Annotated in this window: 22 protein-coding genes; 11 read left to right on the top strand and 11 right to left on the bottom strand. The window is 48.0% G+C overall.

Annotation, left to right across the window (positions count from 1 at the left end; all coding sequences use genetic code 11):
- Positions 1 to 3: 3 nt before the first annotated feature.
- Positions 4 to 393 (top strand): hypothetical protein, encoded by a 390-nt coding sequence (locus JFT58_RS18115; RefSeq protein WP_198834483.1) that lies wholly within the window; start codon positions 4 to 6, stop codon positions 391 to 393.
- A gap of 322 nt (positions 394 to 715) precedes the next feature.
- Entirely contained in the window at positions 716 to 991 is a 276-nt protein-coding gene (locus JFT58_RS18110) for a hypothetical protein (RefSeq protein WP_198834482.1), read from the top strand.
- A 765-nt stretch (positions 992 to 1756) separates the two neighbouring features.
- Here the strand turns inward: JFT58_RS18110 and JFT58_RS18105 are convergent.
- Together JFT58_RS18105 and JFT58_RS18100 are read right to left on the bottom strand one after the other, a co-directional pair.
- The gene (locus JFT58_RS18105) at positions 1757 to 2350 is read right to left on the bottom strand and encodes a hypothetical protein (RefSeq protein ID WP_198834481.1); all 594 of its coding nucleotides are present in this window, start codon (positions 2348 to 2350) and stop codon (positions 1757 to 1759) included.
- A gap of 105 nt (positions 2351 to 2455) precedes the next feature.
- Positions 2456 to 4807: a hypothetical protein gene (locus JFT58_RS18100; RefSeq protein ID WP_198834480.1), complete on the bottom strand. Its 2352-nt coding sequence runs from the start codon at positions 4805 to 4807 to the stop codon at positions 2456 to 2458.
- Between the two features lie 142 nt (positions 4808 to 4949).
- Between JFT58_RS18100 and JFT58_RS18095 the strand changes: the two genes are divergently transcribed.
- On the top strand, positions 4950 to 6680 hold the full coding sequence (locus tag JFT58_RS18095) for a DEAD/DEAH box helicase (protein WP_198834479.1): 1731 nt from the start codon (positions 4950 to 4952) through the stop codon (positions 6678 to 6680).
- A gap of 34 nt (positions 6681 to 6714) precedes the next feature.
- Here the strand turns inward: JFT58_RS18095 and JFT58_RS18090 are convergent, their stop codons facing one another.
- Positions 6715 to 7395 (bottom strand): HEPN domain-containing protein, encoded by a 681-nt coding sequence (locus JFT58_RS18090; protein WP_198834478.1) that lies wholly within the window; start codon positions 7393 to 7395, stop codon positions 6715 to 6717.
- Positions 7396 to 7410: 15 nt separating this feature from the next.
- Positions 7411 to 8037 carry a DUF6988 family protein gene (locus JFT58_RS30350; protein WP_233095414.1) on the bottom strand — a complete coding sequence of 209 codons (627 nt, stop codon included), beginning with the start codon at positions 8035 to 8037 and terminating at the stop codon, positions 7411 to 7413.
- Positions 8038 to 8140: 103 nt separating this feature from the next.
- Here JFT58_RS30350 and JFT58_RS18075 point away from each other — a divergent pair, with 103 nt between their 5' ends.
- The 3 genes from JFT58_RS18075 (at position 8141) to JFT58_RS18065 (ending at position 9799) form a co-directional block, all read left to right on the top strand.
- Entirely contained in the window at positions 8141 to 8506 is a 366-nt protein-coding gene (locus JFT58_RS18075; protein ID WP_198834477.1) for a hypothetical protein, read from the top strand.
- Between the two features lie 42 nt (positions 8507 to 8548).
- The gene (locus JFT58_RS18070) at positions 8549 to 9118 is read left to right on the top strand and encodes an SHOCT domain-containing protein (protein ID WP_198834476.1); all 570 of its coding nucleotides are present in this window, start codon (positions 8549 to 8551) and stop codon (positions 9116 to 9118) included.
- 105 nt (positions 9119 to 9223) lie between these two features.
- Positions 9224 to 9799, top strand: coding sequence for a hypothetical protein (locus tag JFT58_RS18065; protein ID WP_198834475.1), 576 nt, complete (start codon positions 9224 to 9226; stop codon positions 9797 to 9799).
- A gap of 40 nt (positions 9800 to 9839) precedes the next feature.
- On the opposite strand, the gene umuC is transcribed toward JFT58_RS18065, so the two are convergent.
- The 4 genes from umuC to JFT58_RS18045 form a co-directional block, all read right to left on the bottom strand.
- Positions 9840 to 11129, bottom strand: coding sequence for a translesion error-prone DNA polymerase V subunit UmuC (umuC, locus tag JFT58_RS18060; protein WP_198834474.1), 1290 nt, complete (start codon positions 11127 to 11129; stop codon positions 9840 to 9842).
- On the bottom strand, positions 11129 to 12025 hold the full coding sequence (locus JFT58_RS18055) for an abortive infection family protein (protein ID WP_198834473.1): 897 nt from the start codon (positions 12023 to 12025) through the stop codon (positions 11129 to 11131). Before JFT58_RS18055 ends, umuC begins: the two co-directional genes overlap by 1 nt.
- A gap of 14 nt (positions 12026 to 12039) precedes the next feature.
- The gene (locus tag JFT58_RS18050; protein ID WP_198834472.1) at positions 12040 to 12471 is read right to left on the bottom strand and encodes a LexA family protein; all 432 of its coding nucleotides are present in this window, start codon (positions 12469 to 12471) and stop codon (positions 12040 to 12042) included.
- Positions 12472 to 12610: 139 nt separating this feature from the next.
- Positions 12611 to 12922 (bottom strand): helix-turn-helix domain-containing protein, encoded by a 312-nt coding sequence (locus JFT58_RS18045; protein WP_198834471.1) that lies wholly within the window; start codon positions 12920 to 12922, stop codon positions 12611 to 12613.
- A gap of 165 nt (positions 12923 to 13087) precedes the next feature.
- Here JFT58_RS18045 and JFT58_RS18040 point away from each other — a divergent pair, with 165 nt between their 5' ends.
- From JFT58_RS18040 to JFT58_RS18020, 5 genes are all read left to right on the top strand, one after another.
- Positions 13088 to 13414 (top strand): hypothetical protein, encoded by a 327-nt coding sequence (locus JFT58_RS18040; RefSeq protein ID WP_198834470.1) that lies wholly within the window; start codon positions 13088 to 13090, stop codon positions 13412 to 13414.
- Between the two features lie 68 nt (positions 13415 to 13482).
- Positions 13483 to 14031 carry a hypothetical protein gene (locus JFT58_RS18035; RefSeq protein WP_198834469.1) on the top strand — a complete coding sequence of 183 codons (549 nt, stop codon included), beginning with the start codon at positions 13483 to 13485 and terminating at the stop codon, positions 14029 to 14031.
- Positions 14028 to 14459, top strand: coding sequence for a hypothetical protein (locus tag JFT58_RS18030; protein ID WP_198834468.1), 432 nt, complete (start codon positions 14028 to 14030; stop codon positions 14457 to 14459). Before JFT58_RS18035 ends, JFT58_RS18030 begins: the two co-directional genes overlap by 4 nt.
- Positions 14460 to 14651: 192 nt before the next feature.
- Positions 14652 to 15512: an N-6 DNA methylase gene (locus JFT58_RS18025; RefSeq protein WP_198834467.1), complete on the top strand. Its 861-nt coding sequence runs from the start codon at positions 14652 to 14654 to the stop codon at positions 15510 to 15512.
- A complete protein-coding gene (locus tag JFT58_RS18020; RefSeq protein ID WP_198834466.1) occupies positions 15509 to 16384 on the top strand; it encodes a hypothetical protein in 876 nt (291 codons plus the stop codon). The genes JFT58_RS18025 and JFT58_RS18020 overlap by 4 nt, the downstream gene beginning before the upstream one ends.
- A gap of 40 nt (positions 16385 to 16424) precedes the next feature.
- On the opposite strand, the gene JFT58_RS18015 is transcribed toward JFT58_RS18020, so the two are convergent.
- The 3 genes from JFT58_RS18015 to JFT58_RS18005 all read right to left on the bottom strand — a co-directional run bounded on the left by JFT58_RS18015 (position 16425) and on the right by JFT58_RS18005 (position 18536).
- Positions 16425 to 17480 carry a hypothetical protein gene (locus JFT58_RS18015; protein ID WP_198834465.1) on the bottom strand — a complete coding sequence of 352 codons (1056 nt, stop codon included), beginning with the start codon at positions 17478 to 17480 and terminating at the stop codon, positions 16425 to 16427.
- A 75-nt stretch (positions 17481 to 17555) separates the two neighbouring features.
- Positions 17556 to 17906, bottom strand: coding sequence for a hypothetical protein (locus JFT58_RS18010; RefSeq protein WP_198834464.1), 351 nt, complete (start codon positions 17904 to 17906; stop codon positions 17556 to 17558).
- 300 nt (positions 17907 to 18206) lie between these two features.
- Entirely contained in the window at positions 18207 to 18536 is a 330-nt protein-coding gene (locus JFT58_RS18005; protein ID WP_198834463.1) for a hypothetical protein, read from the bottom strand.
- Positions 18537 to 18585: the final 49 nt, after the last annotated feature.

Raw genomic sequence — 18585 nt, 5'->3', positions numbered from 1 at the left:
AAAATGTCAAAAGTAATAGATTTCAACGAACTCAACAGCCGAATCCTCAACACTCAACCTGATACCCAAGCCAGCCAGCTTGGAGGGTTCGCCTTGGCTATCGAAGCCAAGACCCCGGCGCTGCTCGCAGAAGAGGCGTTGATCGAGCTGAACGAGCTTGAACCCGGCAACACCAATCGCAGATCGACGTTTGCCATGAACAGCCATGCAAAGCGTTCCATCGAGCTTGTAGAAGCCGTTACCAACACCAAACGCTACAAGAACTCGATCTTCGCAGCAGTAGGTTTAGACGTAGAGATGATGAACCGCTTGCGCTTGAAGGCAGTCAGCGATCCAGCTATCCAAGCAATTTTGGATGAGTTGAAGGCTGAAACCGACCGCCGAGATGACTGATGTTTAGCGCCTCAGAACACCCCGCAGCCCCTTAACCGGGGCTTTTTATTGCCCGTCATACCCTTATCTGACCTACATCTGACGTAAGTCAGACCCGAGTCCTACCCTTCCCCTGAGACACAGAAGCCTCCATACCCCCGAAAACATTACGTCTGACGTTCATCAGTCGCACGTCATACCTGCGTAATACTTAAATCATACGAAAGTCAGAAAAAAGTCAGAAATAAATACGCTTAACGTAAATTGGCGATTTTCGAAATGCTATAATTCAGGTATGAGAAGAAAAACTTCTTAATCAATCAAATAATAGAGATAAATAAAAATGAACAATTCAAACCTTACTTTAGCCGACAAATACCTTAACGAATTAGGAAACTTCAAAGACAGCATCAAGCCAGTCAAAGGAAAAACCATTCACTCAATCGACAGCAAGGTAGTTAGAGTCAAAAATGAATACACAGGTGAAATAGCTAATTACAGCAAAACAGACCTTAACGAACAATTAGCTTTTCAAATGTACATCGGTTTAACGCCTGTCGAAATCACTAAGGAGAACGCACAAAGCCGTGCAGTGGAGGTTTTGAGTCTTTTACCATGAACCTGCACCAAATCGAGAACAGCCCTAACAGGGCTTTTTTTGTGTCTGTCCTACGCCGGTCCAAACGTAGGACCAACGTCTTACCAACATCCTACCAACGTCTTACCAACATCCTACCCACGTCTGACCTATGTCAGAACCGAGTTATATGCCCAGCCAGCCTAGCTATGAACTGTGGCATACGCAGGTAGGACCAACGTCTGATCCACGTCCTACGTCCGTCACACCTACCTACCCTCTCCGTCCAACGAACATCTCACAAAGGTACGACTAACGTCATGTGAGGTACAAACGGGAATGCACAGGCGCTCTGTGTTGAATTTCAGAAAATTGATCGAGGATTTGCCCGCTGAAAATCAACACAGCGAAGCACTGGAAAGGTGTTTTTACGTCTGACGTGCGTCTGACATTAGTCAGATGTAGGTATGATAATAGTATGACGCTCGTCTGACATTTATCCGTTAAAGGGAAATTGAGATAGACGCATTTGGTATAATTAGGACTATAACCAACTAATACTATAATGAACAAATCTCAACCAACCCAGCAAAAGCCCGTAACCTCTCATCAAATGAACAAGCAGATTAATCTCTTAGCCGATTTTTACTGCACCGGCATTTCACCAGAAACGCTCAAGAAACTGACCAACCCCAAACCTCACTGAGTATCTTTCCCCGCTTCAAGCGGGATTGGTCTTTCTGCCCCTTCCCTTTCAACCACCACCAAATCGCAGGCAAAAAAAAGCCACTCAATCGAGCGGCAATTTTAGTGTGCTGTGCGAGCAGCATTTCTATACACAGCCCTTCGAGCATCATCAGCCAGTGTCTTGAGGTAGTAATACCCAATGCTACCACCCACCACGTACACCGCAAGGAATGAGTAAAGGGCTTTGTACATCGGCATCTGGTCATTCGTGAAGAAATCCTGCTGTGCAACCCTCACAGTGCCAATGGTGTATTTGTTCTCGAACCAGCTTCTTTCAGGCGTGAAATCGAAGAAACTCACCCCGTAGAAATGCACGATTGCGAAGCGGTACGTCACAGCCATCGCCACAAAGCACATAGCGTATTTGTACAGCCCCATCAAGCGGTACATATTCATTTCCGCTGCACATCTTTCCCCGGCACGATTGACATGGCACTGCCTATCGATCTTTTGGAACGCCAAACCGGCGAAGCCAATCGCGAGCATCATCAAATAAGGGAAAGGATAAGCCCAATTCTGATACGTCAGCCAGAAATTGTCGTGAGGCTTTGTGCCCCAAAACGTAAGCCCCGTGATGTTTAAAAAAGCATAGAGATATAATGGAAAAGACAAATGCAAATATCTGTGCGTTGAATCTCTCAAAAAGTAGTTCATAAAATTCTCCGAAAGGGTATTACCCTTAATGCAATTATAGCATTTATTTATCTTATAACTCCAGATAAGCCGAAAAACAAGATCCGCTTGTCGAAACGCTAGGAATTATCTAGACAATTTCGACGAGATTAGTTTTATTTTGCTCTCTATATCCTGATATTTCTCTTGAGCCTCACCAGCTAAATCGCTCACGCTTTCGGCTTTAAATATGCTCTGCACAGAATCTAATATCCTCATCATCGAAACGCATAGCTTGAACCCAACGTAAACGTTGAGCATTGTGAACACCAAAAGCATGAACAGAATGGCGATAGCGTTCTCAATCAATCCACCTGTCTGCACAAGCGGCATCACAATGAAATACGTGCAGTTACTCACGAAAACGACAAGGATTCCTTGCAGCGCGATTGTCACAGTGAAGAGGAAAAGGATTATTAACGGCTCCAGCATTCTCCACAGCAAGGACAGAATCAGGTCTAGGAACACATGGAACGACCTTTCTTGATCGTGATTTTTCCCATGCGGGAATATGAGGCTTCCGATTTTGATGTACATGACGATCAAACTGCTTGGTAAGCTGAAAATCCCCTGAGCGAATCGCCCGAGGAAGAACAGCGGAGCTAAGAGACCGCTTAACACCAAAGCGCCGGTCAAAAAGCTGATCGCGAAAGCCGTCATAGACACGAAGAAGCCAAGAGCGCGAGCCATTGCTTTCATTCTTTGGCTTTCGAATTCATCGAACGTGAGCTGACCCGTCTTAAAGACTATGTACATAGTCCAATAGTGTTTGAGTGCCGTCATGCCATTAGAGAAAAGCGCAGCAGACTGATTTAGCGCAGGGGCTATACACGTATTCACTTCTTTCGTGCAGTCCTCGAACGTGAATCCTGACGTGGTGTAAAGGTTTCCGAAAAGCCAGTTGGCTGTGTACTCCATTGAGTTTTTGAGCTTCGCCTTGTTAGCCTCGGAACTGGTGGGCAGTACGAGGATTGAGATCGTCTTATCAATATCAAAGACGCTCTCAGTTTGCAGCGTCTCGGACACCCTGCGTCTGTTATCCAGCTCAGTGTTCTGAGTGAGCGCAGACTGGCTCTTGAAGCCCAAAATCACTGGGTCATACACCGCCTGAACGTTCTCTGTGTACTCCTTTTTGATCTGGCTTTCGAGATCCCCAGCCACACGGTTTACGGTTGAAATGTCGAGCATGAAGCTCGCTATGTCAGCTAGAGGACGCTTCACAGCATCCTTCGCTTCCTGTGCATGTGTCTGCACGAACGCCCCTGCAGAAGCGATGTAGATCAGTCTCATCTGCTCGATCTGAGCTTGGATTGAAGCCTTAGTGATTCCGTCATTCTGAGGGAAGAACTGAATCTGCCCATCAGCGGCATTCTCAACACCACCAGACGCGATGCGGTTCAAGCACTGGTCATACACCATCCAGTGAGGTGCCCACTGCACACGACGATCTTCGACGTTAAGCGCATTGCCGCACATGAATTTTATCGAGTCGAAGGCGACCATATGAGCAAGGTCGTTCATCTCAAGCAGCGCCGCTTTCGTAGACTCATCCGATCCTTGATAGCTCACATGCCCAAGGTTGAACGTCTCATAGCCCACCTGCTTCAAGCATTTCTGAGTCTTCTGAGCCTCACCGTCAATTAGGAGAGTAGCTAGGAAGCGCGATGGCTCAGCCGACTGCTGCATGCATTGTGAGTAAGCCGTCTCCTTGTAGACCCTCTCCCCCTTATCATTCGTCTCGTAATTGAACGTGTTGAACTGCTTGCTGTTAAAGAGGATGTTCGCCGCATGCTGCTGAATCATCGCCATGATGATTTGCGTCGATTCGTTTCTAGCCAGCGCATTTGCCTGAGTCGTGTTGAATCCCACGTCGAGCTGGGTGTAGGTCCAGAGCTTCAACGACATGTTCACGACGAACGAAATACCTACCACGACACCAGTTAGCAGCGCTCCAGCGTAAAGATCGAACAGAACGCCAAACCCCAGCAGGATCATGATTCCCGCCGAGATGATGGCGAAGTACACAATGTCCTTTCGGTCTTTACCAATGAAGCTGGTGGCTTGCCCTCTGAAGATTAGGTAGCAGGCGAACGCAGTGTAGAGGTACAGAAACGCTACCCCACCGCTCCAAACCAGCTTGTCCCTCGACTCTGAAAGGTAATCCGATTTCGTAGTGTCGTGCGTCAGTGTGAACTGCGAATCACTGCCGAAATTTGTGAGCTTGTTGCCTGCGTAATTCACAACCAGCAACGACCGATCCGTTTCAAGCGTGTTGAGCAAAGGACCAATGTACGGCGCATTGGCTACCGCATGATCCATGCACTCATTCAGCGTCTTGTGCGAGTCGGGGCGGTAGCAGTCTTTGAAGTCATCAGCGAATGCGAAATTCGAGCTAATCAAAAGGGCTATGAATAAGAGAAAAGGCTTTATGTAATTCATTTCGAGCTAAATAGTATTGTTCATATTATACCATTTAGAAACCGCCTTTAATTACCCTAAAAATAATTGAAAATAATTACCGCTAAGCCCTTGATTTAATTATTAATTTGGTATAATTCGCTCATAACCAAATAATAATTAAATGCTTAACTTACATTTCGACAATAACAAATATATATGCAAGACAATTTATGACTTAAAAGACTTTCCTAAAGACGCTGGATTCAATTGGGACGGAACAATAAAAGCTTGGACCACATCAAGCTACATCATGGTTTCCAACATCCTCGCAAACCTCAAAGAACAAAAAGAGCCTTTCTCAACCACTCCAGCTTTTGACTACCAAGCCGACATTGCCAAAAAGGCATTAGCAAAGAGAGTCGCAGCAGCTAGCAAAGTATCTTCAAATTTCAAAGCCCCTGCACCAGTCGGTTTGGATTACCTTCCGTACCAGAAAGCGGGCATCCAATACGCAGTAGAAAAGGGAAATGCCCTAATCGCTGACGAAATGGGTTTGGGAAAAACCATCCAAGCGATTGGCGTAATCAATTACAAAGACGCGAAAAAGGTTTTAGTGATTTGCCCTGCAACCCTAAAATCCAATTGGAAAAGAGAACTGAAGAAGTGGTTAGTAAATCCTAAGACCGCTGAATCTGTATCCATCATCGCTGGCTCAGCAAAAATAGACCTTTCGAGAGAATACGCTGTAGATATTTTGACGTATGGAATCGTAGGTAAGAATGCAGAGGTTTTAGCAGCTTCAAATTATGATTATGTGATTTTCGACGAAAGCCACTACATGAAAAATCCAAAAGCTAAGAGAACCATCGACTGCTTAGCTGTTCCATCGAAGAATTTCATAGCTCTCACTGGCACACCGTTCTTGAACAATCCTTTTGAGATTTTCACAGTAGCTCACAAGCTCGCACCAGAAGCATTCAAATCCTATGGTTCGTTCGGATACAGATATTGCTCTGGCGTATTCGAGCCAAAGATTCACCCTCAATTTCTAAAAAACATGAACGAGCTTCAGGTAAAGCTTAAGGAAGCCGGGATGATTCGTCGCTTGAAGAAAGACGTGCTTACTGAATTGCCAGATAAGATTCACAGCGTTGTGCCAATGCCTTGCGACCATGCCTCACTCAAAATCGCTATCAAAGGTGAAAAAGACATAATCGTCAAAACGCACAAATTGTACGAAGGCTTGATCAAAGTCATGAACAAATATGACCCTAAAAGCCCAACGTACAGAAAAGCCGCTCAGGACATGAGAGAGTTGAGAAGCGATTTCATGTCACAGCTTGCGACTGTGCGTAGACTGAGCGCCGTGGCAAAGGCTCCTTTGGTAGCTGAGTACATCCAAGAGGCAGTGGAATCCCAAGGCAAGGTCGTGTTCTTCGCTCACCACCAAGAGGTTCTGGACCTCATAGAATCCACGCTCCAAGAAGCTGGCATCAAGACCACAAGAATCGATGGAAAGGTGCCACCAGCTCAGCGCGGAGCGCGTGTAGACGAGTTCCAGAACGGCGATGCTCAGGTGTTCATCGGTTCCATCAAGGCTTGTGCCGAAGGAATCACGCTCACAGCTTCAAGCACTGTAATGTTTGGAGAGATGGATTGGACCCCAGCGAAAATGGTCCAGTGCGAAGATAGATGCCACAGAATTGGTCAGAAGAACTCAGTCAATATCATCAATCTCGTAATCGAAAACTCAGTTGATGATTATTTGACCACAGTCCTTCACAACAAGAAAATCGTACTCAGTGCGTTATTGAACGAAGGCGACGAGCAAGAAGCTGAATTCATCGACTTCGATATGTTCGACATTTTCAAATATTTCGGATTATCCAAAGCGGAATCCCAAGCAGCATAAGAAAGCCCCTAGGGGCTTTTCTTCATAGCAGTGGTCATATTATGTGAATGCCCGCCTCATCTTTCATCGCTCTGTCAATGGTTTCAAATATGTCCCGCGCAAAGCTTTCTATAACTTCAACGGTTGAAACAATTGTCTCAACATTAGTTTCCAGCTCTACGCCTTTTATCGTCTTGCCATTTCTATGCACGAAGTCGTGCCTACGCTCAGCAATCTCTTGCATTTTCGCCATGTGAGTATCAGGTAATACCTTACCCGTTAGCAAATTGACGTATTTTTTAACCGTGATTGGATTATGGTATATCTGCTGATTTAGAATGCCTAAGACGATTCCATTCAAGCCAAGCTCTGCAATTTCAGTAATGTGAAATTTATTACCCTTATCTTCACCCAGCTTATTGACCATTTTCTGCATGAGGGTTGGGTATGCCAAAATCGTAGCTTTCAAAACGTCGCCTACCATCGCCTCAAAAAGCGTAACGGCATGGACATAAGCCATTTTGTGCATCATTTCTGAATCGAAACTGTCAGCAGGCTTCTTCACCATGAGCTTCAATTGCAAGAGCATGTCATTGAACACGCTGTACGTTTCGAGAAACGGATGTTCCTCAAACCACTTCATTTCAGCTTCGTATTGCTCATATTGGTAGTCAAGCTCCCTGTCACGCTCCCTTTCCTCCATAAGCTCCAATGCCCAGTCGCTCGACCTACCCATATATCCGATTCCTTTCTAAAGTGGCGAAGCCAGACCCGGTAGGATCTGGTGAAATTCTTCCTGCACAGCCCTGATGACGCCATTGAAACGCGGATCGCCGCTCAAAATCACGCTCATTTGGAGAGTCATCACGTTCAGTCCATTGCTGTTCCTGAGCACGTCCTGAATCAGCTTCACCGGGTAGCCCTCGGCATGTCGGCGCAGCGGATGGATTCCGCTATGCACGAATGAGTTCATCGCATGGTAATTCGTCTCTTTGAAATTAAGCAGCATCCTTGACGCTTGCTCAGGAGCTGTCTTCCCTATCTGTTCGAGCATGACGGCGAACATGGGCATTTTCTTGGCTGCGTGCTCTGCGTCAAGCGTGAGTGGCGATGCCAGTGTCTCAACCTGCAAGTCCGTAGCGGCATACAGCAACCAGACGCTTCGCGTGAGGGCTTCGTACTGAAGACGCATCATGGATAACGCAGAGGTGTAGCACTGCGCTCTCACCAACAGGCGTAGGCTCAGAGCGTGTTCCAGCGCCATACCGCACGCTACCAAGGCAACCTCATGCCGTATGCCGGGATAAGCTGGTACGCCATCGAGCAGTTTCAAAATCTCTACGTGCAGCTCATCTGACCTGTCCAGAAATTCGTCCATGCTTAGCCCCCTCCCTTTTGGTCAAATCAGCGGTGATGCTACTATGCCATGCACACAAGGTTCGCCATAGCCGCGTACCCACGATTATGACTAAGGAAGGGACATGGAAGTATCAGCGCCAGAAAAAGAAGTGAATGGTCAAAACGAACCTGATGCTTCCAAGAAAAAACCTACGTCTCTAGCACTCGCGATTGTCCTTTCGATGATTAGCTTTTGCATCGTTTTCTATGCAAGCGTGAAGCATGATTTCAATGCATTGCCCGTCTTTGACATTGTGCGAGAGCCAGTCCTGTTCCAAAGCTACATTTCTAGAGCCATCGGCGGAAGCATTTTTATACCTCTGATTCATATGGGTATTGCTTCCTTCTTCAAGTCAAAACGCAACAGCTCTACGCGCCGCAGAATTTTCATTGGCTGGGCAATCGTAATTATCTCAGTAGAAGCCTTGAAGTTTTTCACAAAGCATTAATCGAAGCCTTTGGAATCCAATCTGACAAACACGGATGCAATAATGACCAACACACCTTTATCCAGTGGCGAGCAGAGCAAGCTGCTGATTTTCGTGCTTCTGCTACTGCCATCTCTGTTTTTCGTGGTAGGAATCATCCCAGCCATTTTTCTAATTTTTGGCTTGGTGATGATGAAAAAAAACAGTGATTTCAGCCACATCGAAACCGCAGCTAGGAACTACAAGGGCTACGTCTCCATAGCCTTGATTGGCTGTGTCCTGTTCGCCCTGTACTTCGCTACGACGCTCGGGGCTGCTGACAGATGGGACCGCCAGACGAGCGAGTTCATTGCTTCGGCAATCTTGGCTGGCATCGCCCTGCTGTACATCATCCTCCTGAACGTCCTGTTCCTCAGCCCTCTGCGCGCCCATGCACAGTGGATTGAAGCCAACGGCATTTTCTCTGGCAAAGCGAAAACCGTTCCTGAGAACAGTGACGTTGACATCATCAAGGGCGAGCGGCTTCGCACGTTCTCTGTCGCTGATGAGCTGATCAAATGGGCAAAGCTGAAAGAAGATGGTCACATCACTGAGCAAGAATTCAATGACGCAAGGAAAAAGCTTCTCCAGTGATGAAGCTGACTGCGTTTTAGAAAAAGCCCTTCGGGGCTTTTTTGTTGCCTACGATTTGGGTTTTTAGAAATGCTATTATTCTAGTAATTAACAAAAATAACTATAATGACACTAAAGGAAGAATTCAAAATCTTACGAGCAGAACTGAGCAAGAAGCCTGACACCAAAATAGTTCCTGCATTTATCATAACTGGCATGGAGAAGCTGGGCTATCGAATCGACGATCTTGAAGCACCAAAACCAGATGGCACGGTAAAAATCAGAGGGAATGAATACTCAGTCTTTGGCGAGCAAGGGAATTTCAATAAGCTCTTTGGTGCTCACCATGAGGTAGCTTCAATCCTCAAATCTAAATCAAAGCTTGGCGAAATGTCCTATGAGTGGCTTTACGGATTGCCAGCCACTGACGACCATGAGTTATTAGCCAAGCAGCTTTTCAGAGAGAAAGGCGTGGAAATGGGCTTTAGAGATTTACGCGATGATTACAGGGAAGGAGGAAAGCTGATCGATAATCTTGAGGGAGATAATAAGAAGATTGCCAAGCAGATTTTTGAGAACCCGCATGACTCATTCAGGATAGCTGTCCAAGGGTCTTACGAGATAAATGATTCCGTATTTTCTGCGAATATCCTCACCGCTATCGAGCACGACAACAAGCCCAAGCGAAAGGTAAAACCATAAAACTGTAAAGCTGAAAGAGCCTTAAGTGGCTTTTTTCTTTTCAGGTCATTTTCACACGTTTAAGTTGATGCCAGTCCGTGACGAAACTGTCACTCAAATAGTCCCTTTTCATAGCCCACTGGGCTATGGGTGGCTCTGTAGCAATCCTGATGCTTCCCCTTCCGTATCGAGCGTTGATTCCATCCATGACCTTCATCAACGTCTCTGAATTTCGCCTGCGCTCAGGTGCGAACAGGTCAGGCTGATACCCTTCCCCGCTCACGAATTGGCTCAGGATGATTCCTGCCTTGGCGTACCTATAGCCGGGAACAAAGATCTTGCTCAGCCCTTCCAGCGCAGCCGCCACGAATTCGCGAGTGTCGTTACTGGGAGTCACCAACGCACAGATCGCAGTACGGGAGTAAGGCTTTTCGTCGAACCTGCTGGTCTGGATGAACACCTGCAGACACGATGACAATTGCCCCTCAGAACGGAGCTTCACACACGCCCTACTGGCGTATGTCGTTACCGCTTCACGAAGCCCCTGCAGCTCTGTAATTCGCTCACCAAAGCTTCGTGTACTGGCGATGGTTTGCTTCGGCTCAGCACCTTCGGAAAGCGCATAGCACGACACACCTTCCAGCTCCATCGAAGTCTTCTCAACGTTCACGTTGAAGAGCTTCCTCAACGACTTTCTGTCGTACCGTTGAAGGTCGATTGCCTTCTTCACGCCCATCGCTTCAAGGCGCTTGGAGAGCTGCCTGCCAATGCCCCATATCTCATCCACTGGCATCCAAGCAAGCAGCTTATCCCGACGAATTTCGTCCATGAGAACCACCACACCGCCGGTTTGCGCACGCCATTTTTTCGCGCTGAAATTCGCAGCCTTTGCGAGCGTTTTCGTAGGTCCAAATCCAACCCCAACGCCAATGCCAACCTGCTTTTTGACAGCGGCTTGGATCTCACGCCCAAGCTTCTCCAGATCGCCTTGTACACCGCTGAAATCGAGCCAAGATTCGTCAATTGAGTAGACCTCAATTCGAGGCGCGAACGTCTCTAGAACGCGCATTACGCGGTTACTGACTTCTTGGTAAAGCGCGTAGTTGGACGACACCACACGCAAGCCGTGGCTCTTCATGAAGTGCTTTATTTCGAAGAACGGCGCGCCCATTTTTATGCCGAGTTCACCAGTGCGGGGATCTTTGCTTTTAGCGATGGGGCACCGCGAAACGACACAACCATCCGAGTTCGAAAGCGCGACTACGGGAACGCCTATCAACGTAGGGTCAAACAGGCGTTCAGCCGATACGTAGAAGCAGTCACAATCGACCAGACAGAAGACCCTGTTCATTACCCAGCCTTCGTCACTCGGTCAGTCTGTTTCATCACGAAAACTGAGACGACCCCCGCGAGGTGATTTGCGAGTTGAGCGAGGTCAGCAGATGGCGGCACGTACCCTTCACTTTTTCCATGAGATGAGCTTTTGAAATTCCGTGTCTCACCAATGGACTTACTCATCGTAATAGCGCCTTGGACCATCTCAGCGGTCACTGTGTCGATGGTGTTGTCAGCCTTGAGCATATTGAGAGTTTTCCTAGCGAGCTTTTCTATCGCGAGGGTTTCGTACTCAGTGGCACCAAGCACTTTGAGGCAACCTTTGAGGACCGTCTCTACGTGCGAACAGCTCAACGTGATGGATTGCTCTGGGTCTGTCTGAACTGCTTTACGAGCCTTCATCCACGACTCCAGCAGCTTTGCATTACCGCTGAAAAGCTCATCAAGATCCGAGTCGATTTCTGCCTTCTCAATCGTCATGAACTGGGACAGCGACTGCACCACAGGCGCGGTTTTCTCGTACTCAGCATCAAGGCTAATCAGGAGATTGGCTACTACAGAATCCAACACCTTTGGGTTGCTGACCTTCCTCCGCCAATCGGTGCTGATTTTCTCAACTGGCTTGTACTCCCAGCGTGCTTCCTCGAAGCCGGGATGCGGTTCCTCTTTGTAGTTAACCCAAAGCTCTTTCCCGTCGAAGAAAAGCACGCCGAAGACGTGACCAATAATTTCATCCTCATGGTCGAAATATTCTTCGAACGTGACGTACTCACTCACGCCAGTGCAGTTCAGCCCACCAACCAGATCGACCAATTTCTGTTCAAAGGATTTAAGCCCCTCAAGCAGCAAACGATGTTCATTCCTCACCTTCTCGGATCGAGCAGCCAGCTCAGCAAATCCATCGTCACTCATCACCTTCTCCATCGTTACCGTGACACGCTGTGAAGGTTGTACAGGACCACGCCCCAGAGGTCGATTTCTTCCCAATCCCCAACCTCAATATCAGCATTCGCGGGGTTGTGAGCGACTAGAAGCGGTGACTGACCGAGGCGTTCGCGATACTCCTTGCAGCAGAAATCTGCGCCGATGACGACGACTACAATGTCTCCGTCCAGCGGCTCCAAAGCTTTATCGACGACAAGCACATCACCATCGTAAATCCCAATCCCCGACAGAGAATTTCCATCAGCCCGGAGCAGCCAGCGGCTTGGCTCACGCAGGCACACAAGGTCGTCGATGCTCAAAGGAGGTTCGGTGTATTCGAGTGCGGGACTCGGAAAACCACAGCTCACGCGCCCAACAATGGGCTTCTTGATGGGGTTTGGGCGCGCTGTGATGGGACCGAGGATGGTGATCATGTGGGACTGCTCAGGATACTGTACATTTAAACAGTAGCAGTGAGTCCCAAGGATCGGCAAGTAGCCACTGACAAGATGATCGTTTTCCGCCTCATCTGTGCCCAAGGTGTTGAAGCTGAAAAGCTTTTTTCGTGGTGGGTTACTTCTTGACTGGCTGGCTCACAAGCTCCACTAGACGGTTCAATTCCTTCGAATCAGCACGGCAAATCACGTTGAAAAGGTACGCCCTTTTCTGTTCGTCATCGTCGAATTCCAAGAAGAAATCACGCACAGAGCAGTCCAACTGAATCGCCAGCTTGTACAGCGCATCGACGCTTGGCGTGACTGTCCCAAGCTCAAAACGTGAGATCGTGTTGGAGTCAAATCCAGCCCGTAAACCCAATTCAGCTTGGCTCAAACCAGCAGCCCCACGCAGACGCTTTAACGTCTGCCCCAGTTGTAAATTTTTCATTTGCCAATTTCTGTAAAAGAAACAAGCAGTTAACTCCTTTTCTCGTTCGCTCGTAACAACGCACAACGTAGACTACGCTTGAGTAATTCTACTTTATACGTAGAATTACACTAACAGCCGCCCGTCCGGCTCCCATCTGATGTTCACACACGCGAGAAAATGGACATGAAACGTGCAATCAGCTTTGCCGCGACCCTTACCATCCTGAGCCTGACCGGCTGTGCAGATCTCCAACAGCAAGCAAGCGGCTACATGCCCGGTTCACAACCAGCTCAGCCAACCGTGGCGAGCTACGAAGGTGGGCAACAAGTCCAATTCATTCCGGGCAATGCCAAGACCACCAACACCAGCTACCAAGCCGCCAACACCAATGCGTCTGGTCAGCAGGAATCCAGCTTCATGGGCGACATGGTGAAGAGCGCGACGGACACGATGAAGAGCGAAGCCAGCTCCACAGTTCGTTCGACCGTGCGTGGTCTGTTCAGTCGTTAAGACCAACCGCCACTAACGCCTCCAAGCCCCTTAGCCGGGGCTTTTTCATGTCTGCAAGGATTCCATGCATGAGAACGCTAACCGCCCTCGCCTTCGCTCTGGTAGCCACCCAAGCGCACGCTAAATGCCAAGATCGGTATTACTACTACGAAGCCAAACCGTTGCCGGTAAAGGTAAAGAACTGGCAGATGCTGGAAGACAACAGCATTCAGTTCAGCCGAGAGATCAAAGATTTCCTCGACATGACTGCCAACTGCTCACCAGCCCAAGGCAACGAGGCGTACCACTTCACCGCGTATCTGAACTACATCGTCGAGCCGAATTTCTGGAAGAAGGTCGCGAACCCTTTGTACAAGCAGCCAGCCATCAGATTGCCCAATGGCGTCTATGCGCATGGGGCTAACGCTTCCACGATGGACGTGTACGAGCAGAACCAGAAAGACCGAAAGCACTTCACGCAATACCGGGCAGAGCTGAGCTACGCCGGGAAGACCTCTGTCATCTACGTGTACGTCGTTCGCAAAGGGATTGACCCGATGTACACTCCGTCGCTCAACGTCAGCTTCTCGAAAAGCTACCAAAGGGACGGCTACTACTTCACAGAGTACAAACCATGAAAAAGGTCGTAGGAACGGAATCAGGCGGCAAATCTGCGTACCAAGCAGGCGATGGAAAATACTATGACACCGCTGGGCGTGGTCACATCAACGAGCGCGATGCAAACGTTCACATCGACGCAGAGATTCAGTACAAAGAAAGCCAAGGCATCAACACCATCACAGGCATCGACGGCATTATCTGCCTCATCGTCTGCTTGATCCTGTTCGCCCTTGGTGTCTATGGCTTGCACATATTCAGCCGTGGGGAGCCGTTCAAAGGAATTGGCGCATTGGCTCTGGCTATCCTCCCGGTTTACCCGATCTACCGATTTTTCTTTTACACATACTCAAGCACCAGACAGGTGGTTTACCTTTTCACGGTTGCGATGATGTTCCTGATCAATTGGATTCTCACAGATCTCTTCGACATACACCTACTGAAATGAACCACAACAAAGCCCCTTATTTGGGCTTTGATTTATATCGCGAAAAAGCCGTAAACAAAAATTGAAGATTTTACACCCAAATAAAATTCCACTTTTCGTGCGACCTCAACCACAAAGACATTATAATAATATCCTTGACATTTAGATTTAATTCGAACTATATTTTGCACCTCATTACTAAATAGGTGAAAAATGAATGATCTAAAAATCCAAATCGTAAATCTGAAAAAAACCATATTTAAGATTTCTGATAATCCAAAAAAATCCGATACACAAAACCAGGACCTTTCGTTCAAGACCTTTGTCCTTGTAGGACTCATGTCAGGCATCGAAACCCTAGCTCAGCGTTATGTACACTACGGTTTACCGAAAACCGACTTGAACAACTACATTGCGACTGGCGAAGCCCTACAGAGATTTCAAGGCACACAAGAAGATTGGGAGTGTATCGACCAAGATTCATTAGCGATTGCAGTCAATCTGTACAACAGCATCGTCAAACAAAGCGACCCCTTCGAAGACATTCTTTCCCTTCTTGCAGAAGACATTTTGCTAACCAAGGGTCGTGGAGTAGCAAAGGGTCAGTTCATGACACCTCCAGACTTTGCCCAATTCATGGCTCAGTTGATTTACGAACCTAAAGACTTAAACCCTCAGAAATTTTGCGATCCCTGTGTTGGATACGGCGCTCTTATGCTTGCGCATTTGTGGAACCAACACAAAAAAGATCCTGAATCAGTAAAGAATATTGACGTTATTGTAAATGACATTGACCCGTTCATGTGCCATGTCAGTGCCTTGCAAATCCTTGCCAATACGACTCAGCACAATAGTGACGTTAAAGGCTTTGTGGTTTTATGCTCGGACGTTATCACTCAATACAAATCAGGTGATGCAAAATTTGTCTTAAATTTTATAACACCAGAAATTGTATTTAATCGGATTGACGAGTTGCAAACCATTAAGCTATTTCAAGAATTGATGAGTGAAGCTCTTGATGTGCAGCCGACCAAAAAATCTACAGATTCTGAAATTTTGGTAAGTGCCGTATGAGCCAGCCAATCGATCTCAAAATCAAAGCCCTGAAATCATCCATCTTCCAGATCACTAGCCACCACAACGGAGGCGAGCGAGCCAAGCAGGATCTGGCGTTGTCAGTCTTCGTGAAATTCAACCTTGGCGTCATGTTGAACCAGCTCGTTGCCCGGTATCGACGCTACGGAATCACGGACCAAGAGCTTACCGAGCACGTCTACATCGACGACACCCATTTTGCGCTTGATGAGAAGCTATTCAGCACGCTCAACGTCGAAGCCTTGGCAACGTCCGTGAGGATCTATAAAGAGGTCGTAGAAGCTTTACCGGCGTTTTCAGACGTGCTGACCATGCTCATCGAGGAAATCGCCCTATTCCGCAGATCTGGTGAAGGCTTGGGTCAGTTCCTCACACCAACTGACCTTTCAAGCCTTATAGGTTCTTTGCTTCACACACTGGAAAATCAGAACAGAACCCTAGGAACCGATTCATGGACGCTCTACGACTCTACGTGTGGAGCAGGAAGCCTCCAGCTACCAAGAGTCGCCATCGAAGCGGGCAAAGGTCGCGAGAAAACCAGACTCATCAATCTCGAAATGAACGACATAGATCCATCCATGTGTTGTGCAGCAGCCCTGCAGTTCGTCGCAAGCATTGTCGTGCATGAGCAAGACCTTCACCAGTTACGGGTCACTTGCTCCAATGCGCTCACAGAAACGAAGCCTCACAGCAAATCTATGGTCGTCATCAAAACACCAGAGAAGCTTTTCAGCCGGGTCAGCGAGGCGCGAGACGTGAAAATTCAGAAAACGATTAACCTTTATAGAGTCTTCAACAGGCTCACTGAAAAGGTACTAAACAAACCAAGATGCAGGAGAATTACCGCTTAAAGCTTGTATTTGAAAATAAAATAGCCCACTAGGGCTTTTTTTATGCCTTCTCTGTGCTTATAGCCCGCCAGACCTTCGTCCAAAATCCTGCCTTCGCTTCCTCCAACTCACCCTTCAGCGTTTTAATATCATTGACCCTGTTCGTATACGCCGTCTTGTATTTTCCAAGCTCGACCTTCAGATCTTCAACACTTTGAGTCAGTTCCTTGGTCGAAGCTTCAAGACCAGCCTTGTCCTTTTCCAACAGACCCTTCGCCTCAGAAAAGCTATCGCGCTCCTTGCCCAAAGCATCAGCGAGCGATTCAGCCTCGCGAACCTTATTAAATAGTAACATGGTTTCGCGCTTATTTTTCTCGACTAGCGCTATCCGATCCTTCTCAGCTTGCCGTGCGAAATCCTCATGGAATCTGGTGCTCACCGGGTCAGAAAGCACTTTGCAATACAACTGCCGAGCGACGATTTCAGAAACCTGTCGGTAGCGCCTCTCAAGACTGCCCTCAACGTCATCTTTCTTGATGTACTTCTCAACCTTGATGCTGTCAGTGATCTTGATTTCGATGATGGGGATTCCGTGGTCACGGAAATCGACGACCTTCTGCATGCTGCATGGGTTCGAGTAGCAAACCTCAATCGCCAGCTTCCCGCCCCACTTCTTGTAGTAGGGGTTGTCGGAGGTGAACTCGCCGTAGAGGTCGGGAACGTAGGCATTGCCGTTCCCGAATCTCAGCCGGGTTTCCTCAGTCACAAGGCGCGTGAACGTGAATGGGACGATCTCGTTATCAATGACAAAGTTGATCGTTTGGAGCTGGGATAGGATGGCGATGAGGCAAGCGTGGGAAAGGGATTCCCCATCACTGTCACCAGAATTAGCAGTCATAGGATCGAGGTTCTTGTACCGGAAATGCCCACTCTTCACTGCGACCATCTCACGGCGCTTCTCCACGCGAGAATGGGTACTGAAGAAGGTCAGAGCGCTGAATTCAGCGGGATTCTCTCGCTTCATCTTGAGAATTTGCCAGATGAAGTACAGCTTGTACTGCCCGTCCTCTCGGTTGATGTAGCCGTTAGGACCTTTCGCACACGCCCAAATCTTCATGCCGCTCCCTAACTATGAAACGCTCTAGGTCAGACCTTACCAGCGCCTGAGAGCGTTTCAAAGCAAGGCATTCCATCAGTACCCCAGAGTGTCCTTGGTCTGCTTGCAGGTTGCTAAGCGACCACGGACCTGACCAGTCAGCATACGGGTTTGCATGGACTGGTAGGCTTTGGTCGAGCTGTATTGCTGCTTCACAGCATCGAGCTTGTTCTTAGCCTCAGTCATCTGTGTCACGCAGTCATTGATGTCTTTCTTCGACAGCGTTCGCGTGCCCGCGTCATTAGGCGTGCCTTGAGGGCGATTCTCGTACATCTTCTGGACCTCATTGAGGGTAGCCAGTGCAGCCGCTTCATCCTCATTGCTTGCTGCCCACACAGAGCCACACATCACTAATCCAACCATTCCTGCGACACACAGCTTGATCAATGGAATCTCCCTTGTCATTGATGGGTTTCTACCCGCACAGAACCAGTCAGCGACTGGCTACCCGCACCGGGTCATTGTCTTCACCCAAGAGGGCTTTGAGAACATTGGTCTTTTCAGACTCAGGAAAGTCGAATGGGTTCGCACACACCGCCAGATCCAGCGATGGTAGACCCTGCCAAACGCCCACATTTCGCACAGGAGCGTGGTCTGCAGATAGCTTGGCGTTTGTAGAACTGGTGATGGAAAAGACCGCTACGCACGCCACGGCAAGCCAAGCCGCACGAGAAAAGCTAACCCAAATCACGGAAGAACCTCACGCTCGACATTTCTAAAATCCTTTCGAGCAGCATTGAGTTTTGCAAGGTGATCTTTGGCTTTCTTCTCATCAGCGTCACGTTTCAATCGTGCGTCTGTTTCAGCTATTCTTTCTTGAGCCGCTTTTCGCAGTTTTAATGAGTAGAAAATGCACACCAAGGCAACAGCCACAATTCCCGCGTAAGCGAGTGCGCTTTGCAAACCAACCGTTGATAAGAGAAATATTATAGTAAATGGAAAAACGATAACCAGCGGAAGGAAGCGTTGGTGCTTGTGAAATTCCTTGGCGGGCTCAGCCTTGTCTAAATCGATCATTTTGCATTGAATTTGTTTTCCTTATTATACCATTTCATGCCCACCGAAA

Origin of the sequence: Pseudomonas sp. MF6767 (genome assembly GCF_016405475.1) — a bacterium.
Classification (GTDB): Bacteria; Pseudomonadota; Gammaproteobacteria; order Pseudomonadales; family Pseudomonadaceae; genus Aquipseudomonas; species Aquipseudomonas paracarnis.
This window is presented reverse-complemented; position numbering and strand designations above follow the sequence as displayed.

What these genes read in the sequence shown, in the direction of transcription:
- JFT58_RS18045 (WP_198834471.1), bottom strand. Translation starts at nt 12,922, where the DNA reads ATGAAAAATTTACAACTGGGGCAGACGTTAAAGCGTCTGCGTGGGGCT.
- JFT58_RS18065 (WP_198834475.1), top strand. Translation starts at nt 9,224, where the DNA reads ATGACACTAAAGGAAGAATTCAAAATCTTACGAGCAGAACTGAGCAAG.
- JFT58_RS18035 (WP_198834469.1), top strand. Translation starts at nt 13,483, where the DNA reads ATGAGAACGCTAACCGCCCTCGCCTTCGCTCTGGTAGCCACCCAAGCG.
- umuC (WP_198834474.1), bottom strand. Translation starts at nt 11,129, where the DNA reads ATGAACAGGGTCTTCTGTCTGGTCGATTGTGACTGCTTCTACGTATCG.
- JFT58_RS18115 (WP_198834483.1), top strand. Translation starts at nt 4, where the DNA reads ATGTCAAAAGTAATAGATTTCAACGAACTCAACAGCCGAATCCTCAAC.
- JFT58_RS18105 (WP_198834481.1), bottom strand. Translation starts at nt 2,350, where the DNA reads ATGAACTACTTTTTGAGAGATTCAACGCACAGATATTTGCATTTGTCT.
- JFT58_RS18030 (WP_198834468.1), top strand. Translation starts at nt 14,028, where the DNA reads ATGAAAAAGGTCGTAGGAACGGAATCAGGCGGCAAATCTGCGTACCAA.
- JFT58_RS18050 (WP_198834472.1), bottom strand. Translation starts at nt 12,471, where the DNA reads ATGATCACCATCCTCGGTCCCATCACAGCGCGCCCAAACCCCATCAAG.
- JFT58_RS18070 (WP_198834476.1), top strand. Translation starts at nt 8,549, where the DNA reads ATGACCAACACACCTTTATCCAGTGGCGAGCAGAGCAAGCTGCTGATT.
- JFT58_RS18055 (WP_198834473.1), bottom strand. Translation starts at nt 12,025, where the DNA reads ATGAGTGACGATGGATTTGCTGAGCTGGCTGCTCGATCCGAGAAGGTG.
- JFT58_RS18040 (WP_198834470.1), top strand. Translation starts at nt 13,088, where the DNA reads ATGAAACGTGCAATCAGCTTTGCCGCGACCCTTACCATCCTGAGCCTG.
- JFT58_RS18020 (WP_198834466.1), top strand. Translation starts at nt 15,509, where the DNA reads ATGAGCCAGCCAATCGATCTCAAAATCAAAGCCCTGAAATCATCCATC.
- JFT58_RS18075 (WP_198834477.1), top strand. Translation starts at nt 8,141, where the DNA reads ATGGAAGTATCAGCGCCAGAAAAAGAAGTGAATGGTCAAAACGAACCT.
- JFT58_RS18015 (WP_198834465.1), bottom strand. Translation starts at nt 17,480, where the DNA reads ATGAAGATTTGGGCGTGTGCGAAAGGTCCTAACGGCTACATCAACCGA.
- JFT58_RS30350 (WP_233095414.1), bottom strand. Translation starts at nt 8,037, where the DNA reads ATGGACGAATTTCTGGACAGGTCAGATGAGCTGCACGTAGAGATTTTG.
- JFT58_RS18095 (WP_198834479.1), top strand. Translation starts at nt 4,950, where the DNA reads ATGCTTAACTTACATTTCGACAATAACAAATATATATGCAAGACAATT.
- JFT58_RS18005 (WP_198834463.1), bottom strand. Translation starts at nt 18,536, where the DNA reads ATGATCGATTTAGACAAGGCTGAGCCCGCCAAGGAATTTCACAAGCAC.
- JFT58_RS18100 (WP_198834480.1), bottom strand. Translation starts at nt 4,807, where the DNA reads ATGAATTACATAAAGCCTTTTCTCTTATTCATAGCCCTTTTGATTAGC.
- JFT58_RS18110 (WP_198834482.1), top strand. Translation starts at nt 716, where the DNA reads ATGAACAATTCAAACCTTACTTTAGCCGACAAATACCTTAACGAATTA.
- JFT58_RS18025 (WP_198834467.1), top strand. Translation starts at nt 14,652, where the DNA reads ATGAATGATCTAAAAATCCAAATCGTAAATCTGAAAAAAACCATATTT.
- JFT58_RS18090 (WP_198834478.1), bottom strand. Translation starts at nt 7,395, where the DNA reads ATGGGTAGGTCGAGCGACTGGGCATTGGAGCTTATGGAGGAAAGGGAG.